We start from the raw sequence: 22,143 nt of genomic DNA on the forward strand, positions 1-22,143 counted from the left end.
GCCAAATATGTGGCGTTGCCCACGTCAGCGAAGCGGGGGGACGGTGGCGGGGGGGCGGCGGTGGTGGGTCCCCTGCTCGTAGGCGAACGCCAGGCGAAAGAGCGTCGCTTCGGCGAACGGCCGGGCGAGGAGTTGGAGGCCGGCGGGGAGCTGGCCGCGGGTGTAGCCCATGGGGACGGTGATGGCCGGGAATCCCGTGGCCGGCGAGAACAGCTGCGAGTTGTCGCCCCCGGGGGTGTTGAGGTCGCCGATGAGGCGCGGCGGATTGCTCCAGGTGGGATAGGCGAGCGCGTCGAGTCGGAGCGAATCCATGAGCTGACGGACGGCGACGCGCAGGGCCGCCCGGTACTGCTCCCTGGCGCGGCACCCGGCGCTCTCGGCGGGGGATTCGGTGACGCGCTGGGCGGCCTCGAGGCGCGCCTGCACCGACGGGTGGTAGCGCCCCGACGCGAGGATCTCGTCGACCGTGCGCACCGGGGGGCGCGAGTCGGCGACGCTGGCCAGGTACGTCTCGAAGTCGTGCTTGAAGGGGGAGCAGGGACCGCTTTGCAGCCGGCGGATCGAGTCCAGGGCGGGGATGGCGACCGGGTCGAGGACCGTGGCCCCCAGGCGCTGGAGGTCGGCCAGGGCGCTTTGGAAGACGGCGCCGACCTCGGCGTCGAGGGTGGGGGTGTCGTAGGCGGCATGGAGGACGCCGATGCGGGCGCGGCGGAGGCCGTCGGCGCGGAGCGAGTCCGCATAACGAGGCATGGGGCGCCCGCGGGCTGCGGCCGTGGCCGGGTCGGCGGGATCCTCGCCGGCGACGACCTGGAATACCGCCACGACGTCGGCGACCGTGCGCCCCATGGGGCCGGCGATGTCCTGGGAGTCGAAGAGCGGAACGACCCCCATGCGCGAGGTGAGGCCCATGGTGGAGCGGATCCCGACGAGCGCCTGGTGAGCGGATGGGCCGCGGATGGAATTGCCGGTGTCGCTCCCGAGGCCGACGGCGCCGAACGAGGCGGCCACGGCGGCGGCGGTCCCGCCGCTGGAGCCGGCGGTCACGCGGTCCAGGGCGTACGGATTCTTCGTGTAGCCGGCCAGGATGGAGCTGACGGTCTCGTTGGGGGAGAACGCCAGCTCGGCCATGTTGCTCTTGGCCAGGACGATGGCGCCCGCGGCACGAATGCGTTGCACCTGGAAGGCATCGCGGGTGGGGCGCCACCCCTGGAGCGCCAGCGAGCCGGCGGTGGTGGGGAGGTCGTTCGTCTCGAAGTTGTCCTTCACGATCACCGGGACGCAGTGGAGCGGCCCGGCGAAGCCCTCGCGCGCATACCGGCGGTCGAGCGAATCGGCGGTGGCGAGGGCGGCCGGGTTCACGACGATGAGGGCGTTGATGGCCGGCCCGTTCCGGTCGTACGCCTCGATGCGGCGCAGGTAGCCCTGCACCAACTGCCGGCAGCTGAGGGCGCCGGCGCGCATCGCGGCGTGGAGGTCGGCGATGGTGGCCTCCTCGATGATGAACGGGGGGGGCTGGCGCGCGCCCGGGGGTTGCCCCGGGAGGGCGGGGGGGGCGAGGACGACGGCCACGGTGGCGGCCGCGAGCGCGCGAAGCGCGAGGGCGAGGCGAGGGCGCATGCCGATCGGGCTCAGTCGCCCGGGTTGAGGGTGTCGCGCAGGGCATCGCCCAGCACGTTGATGGTGGCGACGGCCAGCAGGATCATGAGGCCGGGAAAGATGGCGAGCCATGGGGCGGTGAAGAGCGAGCTCTGGGCCCCGCTCAGCATGTTTCCCCAGCTGGCGGCCGGCGGCTGGACGCCGAGGCCGAGGAACGAGAGCGCCGACTCGGTGAGGAGGGCGCCCCCCATGCCTAACGTGGCGTTGACCAGGATGGTGGGCCAGAGGTGCGGGAGGAGGTGCCGCACGAACCGCGGGAGCGGGGGGTCGCCGAGGGCGATGGCGGCCTCGACGAACTCCTGCTGGCGCAGCGTGAGGAGCTCGCCGCGGACCAGCCGGGCGAGCCCCATCCACGAGGTGGCGCCGATGGCGACGACGAGGGTCGGGACCGACGGGCCCACGAAGGCCAGGATGGTGATGACGACGAAGATCGTGGGGACGGCGAGGGCGGCGTCGGTGAGGCGCATGAGGGCGGCGTCGATGCGGGGCCGGGCCAGCCCGGCGATGGCGCCCACGCCCGTCCCCACGAGGACGGCGAGGAGCATCGCGGCCGCGCCGGCGGCCAGCGAGACGCGGGCGCCGACCAGGAGGCGGGCCAGGACGTCGCGCCCGCCCTCGTCGGTGCCTAACGGGTAGAGGCCGCCGGGCGGGCTCGCGGCGCGGGCGAAGTCGAGGGCGTTGGGGTCCACGCCGTACAGCGTGGGCCCGGCCACCGCGGCGGCGGCAAGGACGAGGAGGACTCCCCCGGCCAGGTGCAATCGGCGGCGCGCGCTCACGTCGGATCGGGGCGGATGCGCGGGTCGAGGGCCAGGTACGCCAGGTCGACGAGGAGCGAGGCGAGCAGGACCCCGCCCGAGACGACGAGGGTGATCCCCATGACCAGTGGGTAGTCGCGGGCCAGCGCCGCCTCGATGCCGAGCCGCCCCATCCCCGGCCACGAGAAGACCGTCTCGGTGATGGCTGCCCCGCCGACGAGGCGGGGGAGCTGCAACCCGATCACGGTCACCGCCGGGATGAGGGCATTGCGCATGGCGTGGCGCCACCGCACCCCCCGCTCGCCCACCCCCTTGGCCCTGGCGGTGCGCACGAATGCCCGGGCGAACTGCTGCCGGGCGCTCGCCCGCGTGTAGCGCAGCAGCTCGGCGGTCCCGGCGGCGGCCAGGACCAGGGCGGGGAGGACGAGATGCCGGAGCCGGTCGCTCACGGTGGCGCCACCCTCGGCGCTCGTCGCCCCGCCGGCCGGAAGCACCCCGAGGCGCACGGCGAAGACCAGGATGCACACGATCCCCAGCCAGAACACCGGGACCGAGATGGCCCCCATCGCCAGCGCGCCCGCCGTGCGGTCCACCCACCCGCCCGGATGCTCGGCGCTCCATGCCGCCACCGGGATGGCGACGACGATCGTGACCAGGAGCGCGGCCCCGGCCAGGATGATGGTGTTGGGGAGGCGCTCGCGGATGGTCTGCAGCGTGGTCGTCTCGTAGAGGAAGGAGTTCCCGAGGTCCCCCCGCGCCAGTCGCGCCAGCCAGCGCCCGTACTGTTCGGCGAGCGGGCGATCGACGCCGAGCCGCTCGGCGATCGCCGCCCGTTCTGCAACGCTCAGTTTGGGATCGGCCAGCAGCGAGGGACCCCCGGGGGCGGCGTGGACGATCGCGAAGGTGACCGTGCTCACCACGAGCAGGACGAGGAGGGCGTGCCCCAGGCGGCGAAGGAGGAACGCTGCCATGACCGGGCGCCTAGCGCGCTCGCTTGGCGAGGCGCTCGCTGTACCGCAGCGCGTCGCGGATCCCTAGCGACGGCAACCCCTCGAGTCGCGCCGAGACGGCCTGGATCTCCCGCGGGTAGAAGAGGACCATGACCGGCGGATCCTCCATCTCGATACGCTGGAAGGCGTGGTAGATCTCCCGGCGCTTCGCGGGGTCGAGGGTGATCCGTCCCAGCGCGAGGAGCGAATCGGCCAGCGGGTTCGACCACTGCACGTTGTTGTTGTCCTGCCCCGAGTGGTAGAACGCGTACTGGTCGGGGTCTGGCGGAGTCGTCCACCAGATCAGCGTGGCGTCGAAGGTTCCGGGGAGGATGCGGTCGCGCACCAGCGCCGCGAACTCCATCGTCCGGATGGAGACGCGAATCCCGATCTTCTGCAGGTCCTGCTGCACCGACAGCGCCGACTGCTCGCGCGTGGGGTTTCCCTTGTCCACGAGGAGCTCGATGTCGAACGGCGTGCCGCGCGCATCGCGCAGCGTGCCGTCATGCCCGCGACGCCATCCGGCACGCTGCAGCAGGAGGAGGGCCGAGTCGGGGGCGTAGGGGATCGGGGGGAGGGAGTCGGCGAAGTACGCCTCGAGGGCGACCGGGATCGTCCCCCGGGGCATGTCGGCGTAGTCGCGGAGCACTCCCTTGATGATGGCCTCGCGATTGACCGCCATGCCTAACGCTCGCCGGACCTCGGCGGGCCGGAATCGTGACTTCCGGAGGTTGAACGCGACGTAGTAGTGCTGGACGACCGGGACCTGCAGGACCTCGACGCCCCGTGCTCCCTGCACGCTGGCCAGGTTGGACGGCTCGATGGTGACGAGGTCGAGCTCACCGGCGCGCAGCTGCGCCACTTGGGCATTGAGGTCGGGAACGACCTTGAAGAGGATGCGATCCAGCCGGGGCGCCTCGCCGTGGTAGCGCGGGTTGCGGACCAGCGTGAGCGACGCGCCGGGGACGACTTCCTGGACCATGAACGGTCCGGTGCCGACCGGGTGCCGGCGATTGAAGTTCGTCGCCGCGGTCAGCGGCTTCCCCTGCAGCAGGTGCTTGGGGAGGATTCCGGCGTTGTAGCCGAGGAGGGTGAGGAACGGGGCGAAGGGGGCGCGCAGGCGGAAGGTGACGGTGAGCGAGTCCTCGACGTCGACCCCGGCGAGCGCGGCGAAGTCGGAGCGGAGGCGCGAGCCGGACGCGAGGTCGACCACCTGGTCGAAGGTGAACTTGACGTCGTGGGCGCTGAAGGGCGCCCCGTCGTGCCACGTCACGCCGCGGCGCAGCTTGAAGGTGATGCGCAGCCCGTCCTCGCTCGTGACCCACGACTCGGCGAGGTCCGGCGTGGGGCGGAGCTGTTCGTCGGGGCGCACCAGTCCCGGGAAGAGCACCTTGTTGACCATCACCGACCCGATGTCGGGGGCGATGACCGGGTCGAGGATCGGGTCGTTGATGAGCGGGATGCGCAGCGTCCCGCCATTTCGCGCCTCGTCGGCGCCGCGTCGTGCCTCGCTTGCGCCGCCGCAGGCGATGAGGGCGAGCACGACGCCGCAGCGCAGCGACCGGTGCAGCACGCTTCGCGGCCGGGGGCGACGGGGACAGGCGCGATGGTTCACGCCATCGCCTCCTCCACCGTGCGCCGGGCATCGCGGAGCGCCGCGACCAGCCGGTTCTGGCCGCGCAGGAGGTGCGTGCGCAGGAAGCCGATGTCTTCCGGTGCCATGGCGGGAGCGGCGAGCGCCGGCGACAGGTCGGGGAGCGGGGGGGTGGTCTCGGCGGGGTCGTGGAAGAACGCCGGCCCGCGCGTGTAGTTGACCGGGACGAGGAGGCGTGCCAGCCGGCGGACGGCGCGGTTCACGCGCTGGACGCGGGGATCGGCGATCGGGCGCGTCGCCAGCGTGGCGGCGTGGGCGCCTAACGACTGAAGCGTGGCATCGAGCTCGGCGATGGCGGTGCGCGCCGGGCCGAAGTCGAAGGTGCCGGCGACCGCCTCCTGGTACCGGTCGAGCGTCCCGGAAAAGGTGCGCAGCGTATGCCGGAAGTCGAACGGCGCCACGGTGGCGTTGGCCACCCCCATCACGGCGGCCAGGTAGATGCGGATGTCCTTGAGGAGGATGTCGCGGTCGGCGATGTGGATCAGGTCCTCCTCCGTGTGCCAGGCGATGTTCGCGCCGCACCCGCCGACGGCGTAGTACCCGAGCTCGTCCCGGTGCGCATCCTTCATGGTCGAGAGGAGCATGAAGAACGAGGAGATTCCGATGTTGTTGAAGGAGTAGTCGCCGGCCTGGTGGGGGCGCTCGCCGTGCGACTCCTGTCCGGTGACGTCGCGGATGATCCCCTGGCAGAACGCCTCGGTCTCGTCCATCCACGAGATGTCCTTGTACTCGGTGGCCCAGCGGCATCCCGGCGAGTCGCAGTTGACCTGGGCGATGCAGTGCTCGTAGAGGTCGAGGGCGAAGGCGTCGGCAAACCATGTGCTGCCGGCGTAGCGGCCGGTGGAATGTCCGGGCCACCACGCAATCCTGACGCTGCGCTTGAGGGCGCGGCGGTGCTCCCACAGCACCCGGGCGATCTCGAGGAGGGCGGCGTCGCCGACGGCGTTGTCGCCGATCCCGAAGTCCCACGAGTCGTAGTGCCCGTGCAGCAGGACGAAGTCGTCGGGCTCGTCGGTGCCGGGGATCGTCACGACGGGGATCGGCGATTCCCACCACCCCTCGGTGACCACGCTCGTGAGGGTGACACTGCCGCCGGCCTTGGCGAGCGCGATGAGGGCAAGGCCATCGGGGTTGTTCACGGCGACGACGGCCATGCGGGGCTTGCGCGGCAGGTCCCGCAGGTCGGGGGTCCCCCAGACGGTGGTGCAGATCCCCCAGTGCGCGTTGTGGCCGGGGTTCACCGCGATCATGCCGATGGCGCCGCGCTCCTGGAAGTACGCCACCTTGCCCGGCATCCCGAACCCTTCGCTCAGGACCAGCTTGCCGCGGAGGTCGACCTCGGCGTCGCTGACGAAGCCCTTGGTGAACATCTCGTCGGCGTTCCGCGCATAACGAGCCGGGACATAGGCGAGGGGGGCGGTGACGCCGCCGGGGAACGGGACCGACATCGCCATCGGCTTGGCGCGGAACTCCTGCGCGCCGGCGGTGATTCGTGCCGCGCCCGGGAGTGAGAGGAAGAGCGTCGGCCGGTGCACCTCCACGGGGACCCCGAGGCGCGTTAGGCGATCGACGATCTCGCCAGCCGCCGTCGCCACGTCGCGGGGGTGCTCGCGCTTGAGGGTGGTGAAGCGCTCGATGAGCGACCAGGGTTCGTCGAGGGTGACGCTGGCGAGGGCGGCGGACTGTTCGGGCGACAGGGACACGGGAGCGGCTGCCGGGGGGGGGCGCGAGGCGCGAGGGCGTCGCGCCGCGGGAGGAGAGGAGGCGGGGGTGCGCGGAAACGCCGTGAGCAATTGCAGGGTGGCGCGAGGGACTGTCAAGGGTGAGCGCCATTGGTGTGGAACGTCTCATCCGCGCGGCGGCCCGGACGGGCCGCGCCGGGGTACGCAGTGCCCCCGAAAGGACACCGTCGCGTCCACCCGCGGCGACACCGCGCGCCATGACGACGCATGCGACGAATGCGTACGACGCCATGCCACAACGACTTGCACGGCGCGATACGTTGCGCGTGCCACGTGGCACCGATGCTGCCCTATTCGTTGGCGCAGGCGCCGACCGCGACGGTGCGGTCGCCACCTGGTGGAGTTCACCAACGACGCAGGAGCAACCATGCGCACCGCATTGTCCGTCTTGATGGCCAGCGCCGTCTTCGCGATCTCCCCGGTGGCGGGGAATGCCCAGCCGCGTGGCGGCGACCTTCCGTCCCGCGTGCGCGACGTCATCACCGACCGCGGCAACGCGCCTGCGTCGCGCGGCCGTGACGGAAGCTGGGACTGGGAGCGCTCGCGCGATGCGGATCGTTCCAGCAACCGTGACTGGGAGCGCGACCGGGACCGTGATCGTCGTGACGACCGCGTCTACAACCGCGGGAAGGGGCGCGGTTATGGATGGGGGATCAGCAAGCAGGAACAGAAGGCATGGGAGCGCAGCCAGCGCGACTTCGAGCGCCGGAGCCGCAACTGGAGTCGCTACCAGTGGGAGGCGTATCGCGAGTGCGAGCGCGACATGTACCGTCGCTCGCGCTGGGACCGCTACGATGCGGGCCAGCGTGAGGCGATGCGCGAGCGGATCCGGATTCGCGATTACTGCGAGAGCCGCGTCGGGCGCATGCGCTGGTAGCGGGCCTGGCATCGCGCACGCCGGGCGCCGGTAGCCAGCGGCACGTCCCGCGGGCGAACTTGAAGGGTCCTCCGACCACGCCGGTCGGGGGACCCTTCCCGATTTCCCCGACCCCGATGGACCGACGCATAGCCCTGGCGGTGCTCGCCTGCGCCGCCGCCGCCCCCGGTGCGGGGGCGCAGACGCGCCTCCTCCGGCAACCGACCATCAGTGCGACGCAGGTCGCCTTCGCGTACGCCAACAACCTGTGGGTCGCTCCGCGCGACGGAGGCGACGCCCGCCGCCTGACGAGTTTCCAGGGGGTCACGACCAACCCGCGCTTCTCGCCCGACGGCAAGTGGATCGCCTTCTCCGGCCAGTACGCCGGAAACACGGACGTGTACGTCGTCCCGGCCGAGGGGGGAGAGCCCAGGCGACTGACGTGGCATCCGGGGGCCGACGTCACCCAGGGGTGGACGCCGGACGGGTCACGCATCGTCTTCGCGTCGGCGCGCAGCTCGCCGAATGGGCAGATGAAGTTCTGGAGCGTCGCTCCACAGGGCGACGTCGAGGTGGCGCTGTCCATGCCGCGGGCCTTCCAGGGAACGCTGTCGCCCGACGGGAAGCGCGTGGCCTATCGCATGAATGGCTCGTGGGACGACGAGCGGCGCAACTATCGCGGCGGGCAGAACCGCCCGATCTGGATCATGGACCTGGCGACGCACGAGGTGCAATCGCCGCCCTGGACCGACTCGAAGGACATCGCCCCCGCCTGGATCGGCGACGTCGTCTACTTCCTGTCCGACCGGGACGGAGTGCACAACGTCTGGTCGTACGACACGCGAAGTCGGGCGCTGGCGCAGTTGACGAAGTTCACCGACTTCGACGTGAAGGCGCTCGACGCCGGCGGCGGCATGGTGGTATTCGAGCAGGCGGGGTACCTGCATACGCTCGACCCACGCACCAGGCAGCACCGGCGCCTCGACATCACCGTGCGCGGCGACTTCCCGTGGCTCGTCCCGCAGTGGAAGGACGTCGGCAGCCGGATCACCAACATCGCCCTCTCGCCCACCGGGAAGCGCGCGGCGGTGGAGGCGCGGGGCGAGATCTTCACCATCCCCGCCGAGAAGGGTGACTGGCGGAACCTCACGCGCGCGGCGGGGAGCGCCGAACGCACGCCGGCCTGGTCGCCAGACGGGCGCCAGGTGGCGTACTTCTCCGACGCCGGCGGCGAGTACAAACTGATGATTGCAGCACAGGACGGGATCACGCCCCCGCGCGCGATCGCGCTCCCGGAGCCGTCGTTCTACTACACGCCGGCCTGGTCGCCCGACGGGTCGAAGATCCTGTACACCGACGCGCACCTGCGCCTGTGGGTGACCGACATCGCGTCCGGGCGATCGACGAAGGTCGACACCGATCCCTTCATGCAGCCCGATCGGTCGATCGACCCGGTGTGGAGCCCCGATTCGCGCTGGATCGCCTACGCCCGCCGCCTGCCGTCGTACTTCCGCGCCATCTTCGTCCACGACGTGCAGGGCGGGACGACCCGGCAGCTCTCCGACGGAATGGCCGACGCCACGTCGCCCGCCTGGGACGCGAGCGGGAAGTACCTCTACTGGATGGCCTCGACGGACTACGGTCCGCGCACGGGGTGGCTGGACATGTCGTCGTACGACCATCCGGTGACGCGCGCGATCTACGCGGCGGTGCTGCGGAAGGGTGAGCCGTCGCCGCTGGCCCCCGAGAGTGACGAGGAGGGGACGGGCGACGGGAAGCGGGAGACGGGGGTGGGCGCGCCGGTGGTGCCGCCCTCGGGTGGTGCCGGCAACCGCGATGCGCGGGTGGCGCCGCCGGCGGTCACCATCGACTTCGACGGGCTGGCGCAGCGCGTCATCTCGTTAGGCATGGCGCCGCGCGACTACGGCGCGCTCGAGGCGGCGACGGCGGGGACGATCTTCTTCCTCGAGAGCGTCCCCCAGAGCGGGACGGGGCCGGCCAGCGGCCCGGGCGGGGGCGGGAGCGTCCTGCACCGCTACTCGCTCAAGGAGCGCAAGGCGACGGTCTTCGCCCAGGGGGTCGCGCAGTACACCGTGTCGCAGGACGGAAAGAAGCTCCTGTGGCGCGGCGCGGGACCGCAGGGGGCGCTGGCGATCGTGAACACCGAGGGGCCGGTCCCGCAGGCCGGGCAGGGGCGGCTCACCGCCAGCATCCGCATGCTCGTCGACCCGCGCGCCGAGTACCGGCAGATGTTCGCCGAGGGGTGGCGGAACCAGCGCGAGTACCTGTACGTGAGCAACCTGCAGGGCGCCGACTACGACAAGGTCAAGGCGATGTACGAACCGCTCGTCGCCCACGTGGCCCACCGCGAGGACTTCGGATACCTGCTGGACATGACCGGGGCGGAGGTGGCGGTGGGGCATTCCTACGTGCGCGGCGGCGATTATCCCGAGATCCCGCCCGCCAACGTCGGCCTCCTTGGCGCCGACTTCGCCGTCGAGAACGGGCGCTATCGCATCACGCGCATCTACGACGGGGAGAGCTGGAACCCGGAACTGCGCGCCCCCCTCAGCGGCCCCGGGATGGATGTGCGTGTGGGCGAGTATGTCCTGGCCGTCGACGGCGTCGACCTGCGCGCGCCGGACAACATCTACCGTCTCCTCGACGGCACGGCCAATCGCCAGGTGACGCTGATGGTGAATACGACGCCCGACATGGCGGGGGCCCGTCGCGTCACCGTCGTCCCCGTGGCCAACGAGATGGGGCTGCGCCAGCGCCCCTGGGTCGAGGGGAATCGACGACTGGTGGATTCGCTCTCGCACGGGAAGCTGGCGTACGTCTACGTCCCGAACACCGCCCAGCCGGGGTACACCTCGTTCAACCGCTATTACTTCGCCCAGCAGGACCGGCAGGGGGCGATCATCGACGAGCGCTACAACGGCGGCGGGTCGGCCGCCGACTACATCATCGACATCCTCCAGCGCGACTTCGACGGCTACTTCAACAACCGCGAGGGAGACCGGGTGCCGTTCACCAGTCCGGCTGCGGGTATCTGGGGGCCGAAGGTCATGATCATCAACGAGATGGCCGGCTCGGGCGGCGACCTCATGCCGTACATGTTCAAGCGCCGCAAGATCGGGCCCCTGGTGGGGAAGCGCACGTGGGGCGGGCTGGTGGGGACGTGGGACACCCCGGTCCTCATCGACGGCGGGACGATGATCGCGCCGCGCGGCGGCTTCTTCGACCGCGACGGGAAGTGGGCGGTGGAGAACGAGGGAGTCGCCCCCGACATCGACGTCGAGAACATGCCGAAGGACGTGATTGCCGGGCGCGATCCGCAGCTCGAGCGGGCGGTGGAGGAGGCGTTGCGCCTGCTGCAGGCCAATCCGGTGCGCCTCAAGCCCGAGCCGCCACCGCCGACGTGGGGGAAGCGGAAGCCCTGACGCCAGGGCGAGGCCGCCCAGGGCGAGGGCGCCCAGGGCGCCACCGCCCATGGAGGACGACGCGAGGGCCGGCGATGCGCCGGCCCTCGTGTCGTCAGCTGCACAACGGCTGTGGGGAGCGCCGCGGCCGCGGGTGGCATGCCGGGCCCTGCGCGCGCCGTCAGTCGTCGGGCGCCCCGGCGATGAGCGGCTCGAGGTCGAGGGGCCGGGCGCCGTTCTCGTCGCACAGGGCGAACTGCGTCTCGCCGGCGTGATACATCGAGACGCCGGCGTGCGCCCCGCGCTTGTTCAGGATGAAGAAGCGGATGTTGAAGTTGGGGTTCCCCTTCGAGTTGAGGAGGCGCGCCTCGACGGTGTTGGCACGGATCCGCTTCAGTGCCTCCATCCCCGCATCCTTGGGCGACATCCCGCGGCGCATCTGCTCCACGATGAGGTACGACGAGAGATTGTACAGGTTCGCCTCGCCGCGCCCGGTCGACCCGGCGGCGCCGACCTCGTTGTCCACATAGAGCCCGGCGCCGAGGATCGGCGAGTCGCCGGTGCGCCCGGGAATCTTCCACGCGAGGCCGCTGGTGGTCGTCACGCCGCACAGGTCACCTGCCGGCGAGATCCCGTTGCAGTTGATCGTCCCCCAGAACGAGCCCTCCCGAATGAGGCCGTCGCGCACCATCGACCGTCCGGCGGCCAGGGCGCGCGACTCCCAGTCGCGCGTGGCGAGGTGCGTGCGAAGGTGCGCGCCGGCGCTCGCGAGTGCCGCGTCGTTGCCGGGGTCGCGCTCGTGCCGTGGCCGGGGCTTGCGCCCGCTCCCCTCGGGGTCGAGCCAGTGCTCGGCGTCTACCCGGCGCTTCCACTCCAGCCAGGCCTTGCGACTGGCGGGAGTGTTCAGGTCGTCCTCGATGGTGAAGCCGAGGGCGCGCGCGAACTCGCGGGCCCCCGCGCCGCTGATGAGGTGGTGGTCGGTGTAGTCCATGACCGCCTTGGCCACCCTGGACGGGGTGCGCACCCCCTCGATGGCGGCCACCGCGCCGGCGCGGCGCTTGGGGCCGTGCATGCACGACGCGTCCAGCTGCACCACGCCGTCGGCGTTGGGGAGCGCCCCGTAGCCGATCCCCATCTCCAGCGGGTCGAGCTCGGGGATGTTCACGCCGGCGATGAGGGCGTCGAGGACGTCCTCGCCGGCGACGATCCCCCGGAAGGCGCGTTCGACGGCGTTCTCCCTTCCCCCGTTCCGGTATTCCCATCCGGAGTAGTCGGAGATGACGACCGGGCGAACGTCGCTCGGGATCAGGATCTCGGGGGCGCCGCCCGGCTGGGCGAGCAGCGCGGAGAGCGGCGAGCCAAGGGCGAGCGTGGCGGCGCCGCTCCTGACGAAGTCTCGGCGAGTGCTGGTCATGACGTGCTCGGCGTGGCGAGGGTCGGGGCGAGGGCGGACGGGGCGGATGCGCGGGGCACGGGCGTCACTTGACGAGCAGGATGCGCGGGTTGACGGGATAGACCCACTCGACGCCGCGGGTGGTGATGATGGCGTCGTCTTCGAGGGGGATGCGCAGCTTCTTGCCGCCCCACTCCGGGATGGGGGTGTAGGCGAACAGCTCGATGGAGAAGAGGTTGGTCGGGCGGATCTCGTACCGCAACCGGCCGGGGTTGAAGAAGGCCATCGACGGCCCGATCCCGTGTCCCCAGTCGCCCACGGAGTGGCACCCGATGATGAACTCGACCGAGGCGTCGTCGCGCACCTGGTTGAAGGCGCGCATCGGGGAGAAGCCCGCCCGCGTGATGGCCGCGTTCACCTCGTCCATCATGGCCTGCGCCGTCGTCCCCGCGCGCGCCGTGCGGTGGATGACGTCGCGCACCTTCACCGCCTCGTCGAAGGCCCGCTTGTAGCTGGCGGGGAGCGCCACCTCGCCCGGCGCGAGCACGTACGCGATGCGCTTCTGGTCCGTGTACATGTTCAGGTAGCCGACGCCGAAGTCGATCATCAGCAGGTCGCCGCGCTGGATGATCCGGTCGTTGGACGTGGCCTCGATCCCGTTCGGCCCCGTGACGTAGATCGACGGGACCTCGAACGACGTCCCGAGCCCGCGGCGCAGCATCTCGTCCTGGATCCACCACGCCACGTCGGCGAGGGTGGTGACCCCGGGGGTGATCACCTCGTTGGACAGCGCGCGCTCGGCGATCTGCCGCCCGATCTCGCCGGCCTCGCCGAAGGCGACGATCTCGGAGGCGGTGCGGCGCGAGCTGAAGTCGGACACGAGCTTCTCGGCCGACACGAGGCGCGAGGCGAACGGCGCGCCGAGGGTCTTCACGATGTGGCCATGGAGGGTATGGCTGAGCCCATCGGCCATCCCCATCTCCTCGGACATGTTGAGCCCGATGCGCCGGGGGTTGCGCGCGCGCACGAAGGCGGCGAGGTCCACGCCCTCCTCGTCGATGTCGTAGGCGCCGCAGGCGGCGCGATGGTGGTCGGTGATGCCTAACGCCGCACGCTCGATGCGGTCGCCACCGCGATCGGTGAAGATGAAGTACCCGATCGCCCCGGTGTAGCCGCGCCCGAGGAGGTCCCACAGGGGGTCCTGGTGTCCCTCCTTCATGGCCACGATCCACATGTCGATCCCGTTCTCGCGCATCGCCTCGGGGAGGATGCGGTCGAACTTGTCCTTGCGGATCTGGCAGAGGCGTTCCCAGCGCACCCGGGCCTGGTTGGCGCCCTGTCCCTCGATCCGGCGCGGCGTCCCCGCGGCGAGCACGGGGACGGCGAGCGCGCAGGCGGCGAGTTGGAGGCGCCAGCGATGGGGAAGGGGGCGGCGCATGGCAGCGGGGGAGGGGCGGGAGGGAGGCACGAAGTCGCGAATCGGGATGGACGGCATCGACCGGCGGGAGCGGCGTGGGGGGCGGCAATGCAACGCCACGCCACCGATGTGCGCAAGGGCGGGGGCGGGGCCACGCGCCCTCGCCGTCGCCGAGTCCGCGGGGCAGATTGTCGCGCGGCCACCGCGCCCGCCAACGCGTCGCGTGGACCGCACGTTTTACGGGCACACTCGTCCCAGAACCCGAGGCGCATGATGCTGCATCGCCGTCCGACTTCCGGTGTCCTGTGCACCGCCGGTGTCACCCTCCTTGTCGCGCAGCTGCTGGCTCCCGAGGCGTTTGCCCAGGCGCGTCCGGCATCTCGGCCTGCCGTGGCGCGCCCCTCGCCCGTGGCGCCGCTCACGCAGGTGAGCCAGTCGCTGTTCGCCAACCTTCAGTACCGCAACGTGGGCCCCGCCCGTGGCGGGCGCGTGACGACGGTGACCGGCGTGGCGCAGGAGCCGCTCACGTTCTACATGGGCTCCACGGGGGGCGGGGTCTGGAAGACGACCGATGCCGGCCAGAGCTGGCGCAACATCAGCGACAAGTACTTCACGGTCGGGTCGATGGGCGACATCGACGTCGCCGACTCCGACCCGAAGGTCATCTACGCCGGGACCGGCTCCGATGGCTTGCGGTCGAACGTCTCGATCGGGAACGGCGTGTACAAGTCGACCGATGCGGGCGCCAGCTGGACGCACGTCGGCCTCGACAGCGTCGGGAACATCGGCGGCGTGGAGATCCACCCGACCAATCCCGACATCGCCTTCGTGGCCGCGATCGGGAACCCGTTCCGCCCCAACAGGGACCGCGGCCTGTATCGGACGACCGATGGGGGGAAGACATGGACGAACGTCCTGTACGTCTCCGACTCGACGGGGGCGGTGGACGTCGAGTTCATGCCCGGCAACCCGAGCGTCGTGTACGCCTCGATGTGGCGCGCCGAGCGGAAGCCGTGGACGATCATCTCGGGGGCGCGTGAAGGGGGGATCTACAAGTCGACGGACGGGGGGAGCACCTGGAAGAAGCTCACCGCCGGGCTGCCGAACGACCTGTTCGGGAAGAGCAACATCGCCGTCACCCCCGCGGCCCCCAACGCGGTGTGGGCGATCATCGAGGCCAAGCCGGGGAGCGGGCTCTATCGCTCCGACGATGCCGGCGAGCACTGGACGCTGGTGAGCGCCTTTGCCCCGATGCTGACGCGCCCGTTCTACTACACCGGCGTGGTGGTGCACCCCCGTGATCCCAACGTCATCTGGACGATGAGCGAGGGCTTCTACAAGAGCACCGACGGGGGGAAGAGCTTCCGGGCGCAGGACATCCCGCACGGCGACAACCACGACTTGTGGATCAATCCCGAGCACCCGGACTTCATGGTGCAATCCAACGACGGCGGGGCGACGGTCTCGATCAACGGCGGGCGCACCTGGTCGACGCTGTACAACCAGCCGACGGCGGAGATCTACCAGGTGGTCGCCGACAACCAGTTTCCGTACCGGCTGTATGGCGCCCAGCAGGACAACTCGACGCTGATCGTCCCCTCGCTCCCGCTCACGTCGGGGCGCCCGGATTCGCCGATGCAGGAGTGGATGCAGGGGCCGGGGTGCGAGACGGGGCCCATCATGCCGCACCGCACCAACCCGGACACGGTCTACGGCGCGTGCAAGGGGCAGTTCTCGCGAATGAACATGCGCAGCGGGCAGGAGCAGCCCTACTGGAACGGCGGGCAGTCGCTGTACGGCAATCCCGGCAAGGAGCTGATCCTCCGCTTCCAGCGCGTGTCGCCGATGGAGGTGTCGCCGCACGAGCCGAACACGGTGTACTACGGTTCGCAGTACGTGCACCGCACGCGCGATGGCGGTGTCACGTGGCAGACGATCTCGCCGGACCTCACGCTGAATCCCAAAGAGCGGCAACAGTCGCCGAGCGGGGAGCCCATCACGATCGACGTGACCGGGGAGGAGTACTTCTCGGTCACCTACGCCATCCGCGAGTCGGTGCTGGAGCCCGGCGTGATCTGGGTCGGCGCCAACGACGGGCCGTTCCACGTGACGCGCGATGGCGGGAGGACCTGGAAGGACATCACGCCGCGCGGGCTCGTGCCGACGTCGGAGCACTTCACGCGCAACCTGTTCAAGGGGCCGCCCGACGGGTGCCGTACGCAGCAGGTGGAGCCCTCGCCGCACCGCAAGGGGTCGGCGTACTACGCGGTGCACTGTTACTTGTTAGGCGACTTCCGCCCGTTCCTCTACCGCACCGACGACTACGGGGCGAGCTGGACGCTCCTGACCCCCGGCACCAACGGGATCCCGGCCGGCACGCCGACGCGCGTGGTGCGCGAGGACCCGGCGCGCGAGGGGCTGCTGTACGCGGGGACCGAGTTCGGGATGTACATCTCGTTCGACAACGGCGGGCAGTGGCACCCGTTCCAGCTCAACCTCCCGGTGGTCCCCATCACCGACCTGCGCGTGCAGCACGGCGACCTGGTGGTCAGCACGCAGGGGCGCTCGTTCTGGATCCTCAACAACCTGTCGTCGCTGCACCAGCTCTCCGACCGGCTGGTGTCGGCGCCGGCCGAGCTCCTGGCGCCGCGCGTGGCGGTGATGCAGCGGTATGCGGGGTCGTTCGGCGGCGTGGAGTCGTCGCGCTTCGACCCCGCCGACCCGCAGTATCCGCCCGCGGGGGCGCAGGTGGACTACTGGCTGGCGAGCGCGCCGTCGTCGCCGGTCACGCTGGAGATCCTCGACGCGACGGGGGCGGTGATCCGCTCGTTCAGCAGCGCGGGGGCGGGGGAGACCGCGACCGTGCAGCCGTCGATGCGGCAGATGGTCACCGAACGCCTGGGGACGCCGCGCCTCCCGGCGTCGGCGGGGATGAACCGCTTCTACTGGGATTTCACCCTCGCCGGGCCGTGGGACGCGAACCCGGCGCGCAGCGGGCGCAACGGCCCGCGCGTGGTCCCGGGGCGGTACAGCGTGCGCCTGACGGCCGGGAGCTGGTCGGCCACGAAGCCGCTCGAGCTCCGGATGGATCCGCGCGTTGCACGTGACGGGGTCACCCTGGCCGACCTGCGCGAGCAGTTCCGGCACAACGTCAAGGTGCGCGACATGGTGACGGAGGTGAACCAGGTCGCGGCCCAGATCGAGGAGGGGCGCCGGCGCCTGGGCGGAGCGGCGAGCGCGGCCGACACGCTGCGGGCGCTCGAGGCGCTGCGGGCGAAGATCGTCACGCCGGCGGTGCGCTATTCCAAGCCGGAGCTGCAGGCGCACATCCAGTACCTCTACGGCATGACCATGCAGGCCGACCAGAAGATCGGGCGCGACGCGATCACGCGGTACGGGGTGCTCCGCAAGGAGCTGGACGAGCGCATCGCCGAGCTGCGGCGGGTGCTGGGGACCCCCGCGGTCTCGGACGACGCGGCTGGAGGGCGCCCCTGACGGGCTGAGCGGGGGAGGGCGGACGGAGGGCCCCTCCGGACGGGGGCCCCCGGACGGGGGGGGCCCAGGACGGGGGGCCGCCGGACGAGGGGGAGGGGGGTGACGGCCGGCCCCCCGTGATCGTCTTTACATGGCAAAGCACTTGACGAACCAAGGCCTGAAGGCGATCCTCCACCCATGACGCGCCAGGACCGTCCGCTCCGGCTCGAACCGCCCGCGCCTCCCCCGGCGCTGTCGGATCGCGCCATCGACAATCTCAAGTTCATCCGGGAGACGATGGAGCGGGCGGGGACCTTCACCGCCATCTCGGGGACGGGGATCACCCTCACCGGGATCCTGGCGCTCGTCGCCACCCTCGTCGCGGGGACGCAGCTCAATTCCCCTCGCTGGCTCTTCACGTGGATCGCGGCCGCCCCGGTCGCCTTCTCCGCCGCGGCGACGCTGACCGTCCTCAAGGCCAGGTCGTCGCAGGCGAACGTCACGGCCGCCCTCGCCCGCAAGCTGGCCCTCGCCTTCTTCCCCTCGCTCGTGGCCGGGGCGATCCTGACCGCCGTTGCGCTGCGCGCCGGGTGGTACTCGGCACTCCCGGGCATGTGGCTCATGATGTACGGCGCCGCCGTGATGGCGGGCGGCGCGATGTCGGTCCCCATCGTCCCGGTCATGGGGGCGCTCTTCATGGTGTTCGGCGGCGCCGCCCTCGCCGCTCCCCTGGTCTTCGCCGGGTGGCCGCCGGAGCACAAGGCGATCGTGCTCAACGGCATCATGGCCGCCGGGTTCGGCGGGCTGCACATCCTCTTTGGCTTCGCCATCTCGCGGAGGTACGGTGGCTAAGCGGCATCCGTCTCCTTCCTCCCGGGCGTCGGCGGAACGCCATCCGGCAGGTGCACGCGCCACCCCCAGCGGGCTCGCCGCGGTGGAGGGGCATGCCCCCGATGCGACGCCGGCCGAACTCGATCGTCTGATTCACGAACGCATCCGGCTGGGCATCGTCTCCGCCCTGGCCGTGAACGAGTCGTTGAGCTTCAACGCCCTCAAGTCGTTGATGGGGACGACGGACGGGAACCTCTCCGTCCACGCGCGCAAGCTCGAGGACGCGGGCTACATCCGCTGCACCAAGTCGTTTGAAGGACGCCACCCCAAGACCGACTTCGCCCTCACCGCCACCGGACGGAAGGCGCTCGAACGGTACCTGGGACACATGGAAGCGATCATCAAGGCCACGCGCGAGAATCATCGGTGACAGCATTCAGACGGGAACCGGGAGACGGGAGACGGGAGACGGTCTCGGCCTCGCCGTTCGGGCCGCAGCACGTGGCCATCATCATGGATGGCAACGGGCGGTGGGCGCAGCAGCGGGGAAAGCCCCGGACGATGGGACACGTGGAGGGGGCCAAGACCGTGCGGCGCATCGTGGAGCATGCGCGGCGCTCGGGGGTGCGCTTCCTGACCCTCTATGCCTTCTCGTCGGACAACTGGAACCGGCCGCCGGACGAGGTGCAGGCGCTGATGAAGCTCTTTCGCCGTCACCTGGCGTCCGAGACGCCGCGCCTGCTCGAGAACGACATCCGCCTCAGCGTCATCGGGCGCCGCGACCGCCTCTCGCCCGAACTGTGCCGCGCCATCGAGGCGTCGGAGCGCGAGACGGCGGGGTGCGACGGCATGCGCTTGCGGCTGGCGGTTGACTACTCGTCGCGCGACTCGATGCGGCGCGCCGCCGCCCTCATGCCGCAGGGCGCGCCGCTGACGCGCGACGATTTCGCGCGGGCCATGGCGCAGGCCAATCACTGCCCGGGCGGCGTCCCCGACGTGGACCTCATGATCCGCACCGGGGGCGAGCAGCGCCTCAGCGACTTCCTCCTCTGGGAGTGCGCCTACGCGGAACTGGCCTTCTCGCGCCGCATGTGGCCCGATTTCTCCAACGCCGACTTCGACGCCGCGGTCGACGACTTCCGGGCGCGCGACCGGCGCTTCGGCGGGCTGTCGAAGGCGATCTAGCGAGAGAAGGCGGAAAGACGGGACGACGAGCGTGGGCCCACCCGCTCCTCGTCCCGTCTGGCGCGCGTGCCGCCAAGCGCCCCTACGTGCGCCGGCCCTGTAGCTCCCGATGCACCGCGTCGCCGTGGCGGGCGACGATATCCGGGATCTCCGCGATGTCCCGCTCCGACGTGCGGAAGTTCACGATGCACCCGCGCAGCACGTAGCGTCCGTCGATCACCGCGTTCGAGACGAAGAGCTCTCCCGTCACCTCCAGCCGTGCCTGTATCGCCCGGTTCAGCTCATTGAGGTAGTGCTCGGCGGCCTCGTCGCCCACGCGCAGCCGGTACCCCTCCGGGACGTAGCGGAAGGTCGAGATGCTCAGGCTCAGCGTGGCCACCTCGAAGCGCGGGTCGGTGGCCAGCCGTGCATGCAACGCCCCGGCCAGCGCGATGTCGTCGGCGATCATGCGCTGGTAGCCGCGCCGCCCCACCTGTCGCAGCGCCATCCACACCTTGAGCGCGCGGAAGCCGCGCGAGTTCTGGGGGCCGAAGTCGACGAAGTTCGTCGCCTCCTGGCCGAAGTGGTAGTACGGCGGATGGTAGCTGTATGCCGCGCGATGCCTGGCCGGGTCGCGCACGAGCGCGCACCCGGCTTCCAGCGGCGCATACAGCCACTTGTGCGGGTCGATCGCGACGGAATCGGCGAGCGCCAGCGCGCGAAGGTCGTCCGGGGCAGATGGGAGCATGGCGGCAAATCCGCCGTACGCGCCATCGACGTGGAACCAGACCTCCTGCTGGCGGCACAGCTCCGCCATGGCACGCAGCGGGTCGATGGCGCCCGTGCTCACCGTTCCCGCCGATCCGACCACCGCGACCGGGATGCGCCCTTCGCGCAGGTCGGCGGTGAGCGCCGACGCCAGGTCGTCCAGCACCAGCCGACGCTCGGCATCGACGCGAATGGGGCGCAGCGCGTCGGGAGAGAGCCCGTACATGTCGATCGCCTTCTCGATCCACGTATGGGTCTCGGTCGAGGCGTAGATCGTCGCCCGCGCCAGCCGCTCGGCACTGCGGTCGTCCGCGTCCCGGGGAAAGGCGGCGCGAAGCGCGGTGTAGATCCCGACGAAGTTGGCGACGTTGCCGCCGCTGACCAACAGCCCGCTGCATCCGCTCGGATAGCCGAGCAGCTCGGCGATCCAGCGGATCGTTTGGGCCTCGATCTCGGTCGCGACCGGGGAGAGCGTCCACGCCCCCACGTTGGGGTTGACCGCCGCGGCGAGGAGGTCGGCGAGCATCCCGATCGGGGCGGGGGCCGAGGTGATGTACCCGAGGAACTTCGGGTGCCCGTTGTAGAGCGAATGCCGGGTGAGGAGGTCGGTGGCGTGCGCGAGGATCTCCTCCACGTCGCTCCCGTCCTCGGGCACCCGCGCGCCGGCGCCGATCACCTCGCGGATCTCCGAGACGGAGAGCCCGCCGGTGACCGGGCGGTCGCGCATGTTCGCCAGCAGGTCGGCGATGCGGTCGACCAGGGCGTACCCCGCGGCGCGGAAGCGCTCCGGGGGAATCTCGATCGGCGCGTGCCGATCCTGCGGCGAACGTTCGTCCATCGTCTCCTACGCGGGTTCCATCTGGTGACTGGGGGTCGAGCGCGAGAGGGCCATCTCTTCCTCCGTCATGTCGGCGGCGACGCCGTCGAACAGCGGAGTGGAGAGGTAGCGCTCGCCGGTATCGGGGAGCATGCAGCACAGCACCGAGCCGGGAGCGGCCTTCTCCGCCAGCTGCATCGCGACGGCGAACGTGGCGCCGCCGGAGATGCCGGTGAAGATCCCCTCCCGTTGCGCGAGCTTGCGCGACCACTCCATCGCCACCGGCCCCGAGACCGGGACCAGCTCGTCGTAGTAGTGCCGGTCGACCGATTCCTGCAGGACGTGCGGAATGAAATCCGGCGTCCACCCCTGGATGGGGTGCGGCTGCCAGGCCGGGTGGCTGGCGGCCGGCGAGTGGTCGGTCCCTCGCTCCTGCGCAATCCCGCTGCCAAGGAGTTGCGCATTTTCCGGCTCGGACAGGACAATGCGCGTGTTCGGGCGCTCCCGCCGCAGGACGCGCGCGACGCCGGTGACCGTGCCTCCCGTTCCATAGCCGCTGATCCAGTAGTCGAGCCGTTCGCCCGCGAAGTCCGCCAGCAGCTCGCGCGCCGTGGTGTTCTCGTGGATCGTGGCGTTGTCGGGCGTCTCGAACTGGCGAGCGAGGAACCAGCCGTTGGCGTCGGCCAGCTCCCTGGCCTTCTGGTACATCCCCACGCCCTTCGCCGCCCGGGGCGTCAGCACGACCTTCGCCCCGAGGAAGCGCATCAGCTTGCGGCGCTCGATCGAGAAGGAGTCGGCCATGGTGACGACGAGCGGGTACCCCTTGGCCGCGCAGACCATGGCGAGCCCGATGCCGGTGTTGCCGCTGGTCGCTTCCACCACCGTCTGTCCCGGCTTGAGGTCACCGCGACGCTCGGCCTCTTCGATGATGCTGATGGCGAGGCGATCCTTGACCGAGGCGGCGGGGTTGAAGTACTCCGCCTTCACGTAGAGGCGGACGTGCGCGGGGGCCAGGTGATTGATGCGGATGCACGGGGTGTTGCCGATGGTGTCGACCACGCTGTCGTACAGGCGGCCCTGCCCCTCGGTCCTGCGGGATCCGTTCGACGTCATGCGGCGCTCCTCTGGTTGTCAGCGGCGCGGAATCGACGACGGCCGGGATGGACACGCCCGACGCGGTACGACTCGCGTGTTGGTTCCATGGG

15 protein-coding genes are annotated in these 22,143 nt (G+C 70.9%); 6 read left to right on the forward strand and 9 right to left on the reverse strand.

Features of this window, described 5'->3' with window-relative positions:
- Window positions 1-24: 24 nt before the first annotated feature.
- The 5 genes from ABS52_14840 to ABS52_14860 form a co-directional block, all read right to left on the reverse strand.
- On the reverse strand, window positions 25-1,617 hold the full coding sequence (locus tag ABS52_14840; protein ODT02209.1) for an amidase: 1,593 nt from the start codon (window positions 1,615-1,617) through the stop codon (window positions 25-27).
- Window positions 1,618-1,628: 11 nt separating this feature from the next.
- Window positions 1,629-2,432: a hypothetical protein gene (locus tag ABS52_14845; protein ID ODT02210.1), complete on the reverse strand. Its 804-nt coding sequence runs from the start codon at window positions 2,430-2,432 to the stop codon at window positions 1,629-1,631.
- The gene (locus tag ABS52_14850; GenBank protein ODT02211.1) at window positions 2,429-3,382 is read right to left on the reverse strand and encodes a diguanylate cyclase; all 954 of its coding nucleotides are present in this window, start codon (window positions 3,380-3,382) and stop codon (window positions 2,429-2,431) included. The genes ABS52_14845 and ABS52_14850 overlap by 4 nt, the downstream gene beginning before the upstream one ends.
- A 10-nt stretch (window positions 3,383-3,392) precedes the next feature.
- Entirely contained in the window at window positions 3,393-4,931 is a 1,539-nt protein-coding gene (locus ABS52_14855; GenBank protein ID ODT02222.1) for a peptide ABC transporter substrate-binding protein, read from the reverse strand.
- An 80-nt stretch (window positions 4,932-5,011) separates the two neighbouring features.
- The gene (locus tag ABS52_14860) at window positions 5,012-6,751 is read right to left on the reverse strand and encodes a peptidase M28 (GenBank protein ID ODT02223.1); all 1,740 of its coding nucleotides are present in this window, start codon (window positions 6,749-6,751) and stop codon (window positions 5,012-5,014) included.
- Window positions 6,752-7,133: 382 nt separating this feature from the next.
- On the opposite strand from ABS52_14860, the gene ABS52_14865 reads away from it, so the two are divergent.
- Both ABS52_14865 and ABS52_14870 read left to right on the forward strand, forming a co-directional pair.
- Window positions 7,134-7,673 (forward strand): hypothetical protein, encoded by a 540-nt coding sequence (locus ABS52_14865; protein ODT02212.1) that lies wholly within the window; start codon window positions 7,134-7,136, stop codon window positions 7,671-7,673.
- 116 nt (window positions 7,674-7,789) lie between these two features.
- On the forward strand, window positions 7,790-11,095 hold the full coding sequence (locus ABS52_14870; GenBank protein ID ODT02213.1) for a protease: 3,306 nt from the start codon (window positions 7,790-7,792) through the stop codon (window positions 11,093-11,095).
- A 160-nt stretch (window positions 11,096-11,255) separates the two neighbouring features.
- Here the strand turns inward: ABS52_14870 and ABS52_14875 are convergent, their stop codons facing one another.
- Both ABS52_14875 and ABS52_14880 read right to left on the reverse strand, forming a co-directional pair.
- Entirely contained in the window at window positions 11,256-12,488 is a 1,233-nt protein-coding gene (locus ABS52_14875; protein ODT02214.1) for a hypothetical protein, read from the reverse strand.
- Between the two features lie 64 nt (window positions 12,489-12,552).
- Window positions 12,553-13,905 (reverse strand): peptidase M24, encoded by a 1,353-nt coding sequence (locus ABS52_14880; GenBank protein ODT02215.1) that lies wholly within the window; start codon window positions 13,903-13,905, stop codon window positions 12,553-12,555.
- Between the two features lie 387 nt (window positions 13,906-14,292).
- Here ABS52_14880 and ABS52_14885 point away from each other — a divergent pair, with 387 nt between their 5' ends.
- The 4 genes from ABS52_14885 to ABS52_14900 all read left to right on the forward strand — a co-directional run bounded on the left by ABS52_14885 (window position 14,293) and on the right by ABS52_14900 (window position 19,374).
- The gene (locus tag ABS52_14885; protein ODT02216.1) at window positions 14,293-17,379 is read left to right on the forward strand and encodes a hypothetical protein; all 3,087 of its coding nucleotides are present in this window, start codon (window positions 14,293-14,295) and stop codon (window positions 17,377-17,379) included.
- Window positions 17,380-17,556: 177 nt separating this feature from the next.
- Complete coding sequence (locus ABS52_14890; protein ID ODT02217.1) at window positions 17,557-18,210, forward strand: hypothetical protein; 654 nt, start codon at window positions 17,557-17,559, stop codon at window positions 18,208-18,210.
- 82 nt (window positions 18,211-18,292) lie between these two features.
- Window positions 18,293-18,619 (forward strand): transcriptional regulator, encoded by a 327-nt coding sequence (locus ABS52_14895; GenBank protein ID ODT02218.1) that lies wholly within the window; start codon window positions 18,293-18,295, stop codon window positions 18,617-18,619.
- 83 nt (window positions 18,620-18,702) lie between these two features.
- Window positions 18,703-19,374 (forward strand): di-trans,poly-cis-decaprenylcistransferase, encoded by a 672-nt coding sequence (locus ABS52_14900; GenBank protein ID ODT02224.1) that lies wholly within the window; start codon window positions 18,703-18,705, stop codon window positions 19,372-19,374.
- Window positions 19,375-19,456: 82 nt separating this feature from the next.
- Here the strand turns inward: ABS52_14900 and ABS52_14905 are convergent, their stop codons facing one another.
- Together ABS52_14905 and ABS52_14910 are read right to left on the reverse strand one after the other, a co-directional pair.
- Window positions 19,457-20,959, reverse strand: coding sequence for a hypothetical protein (locus tag ABS52_14905; protein ID ODT02219.1), 1,503 nt, complete (start codon window positions 20,957-20,959; stop codon window positions 19,457-19,459).
- Between the two features lie 6 nt (window positions 20,960-20,965).
- Window positions 20,966-22,051: a cysteine synthase gene (locus tag ABS52_14910; GenBank protein ID ODT02220.1), complete on the reverse strand. Its 1,086-nt coding sequence runs from the start codon at window positions 22,049-22,051 to the stop codon at window positions 20,966-20,968.
- Window positions 22,052-22,143: the final 92 nt, after the last annotated feature.

Source organism: Gemmatimonadetes bacterium SCN 70-22 (assembly GCA_001724275.1).
Lineage (GTDB): Bacteria > Gemmatimonadota > Gemmatimonadetes > Gemmatimonadales > Gemmatimonadaceae > SCN-70-22.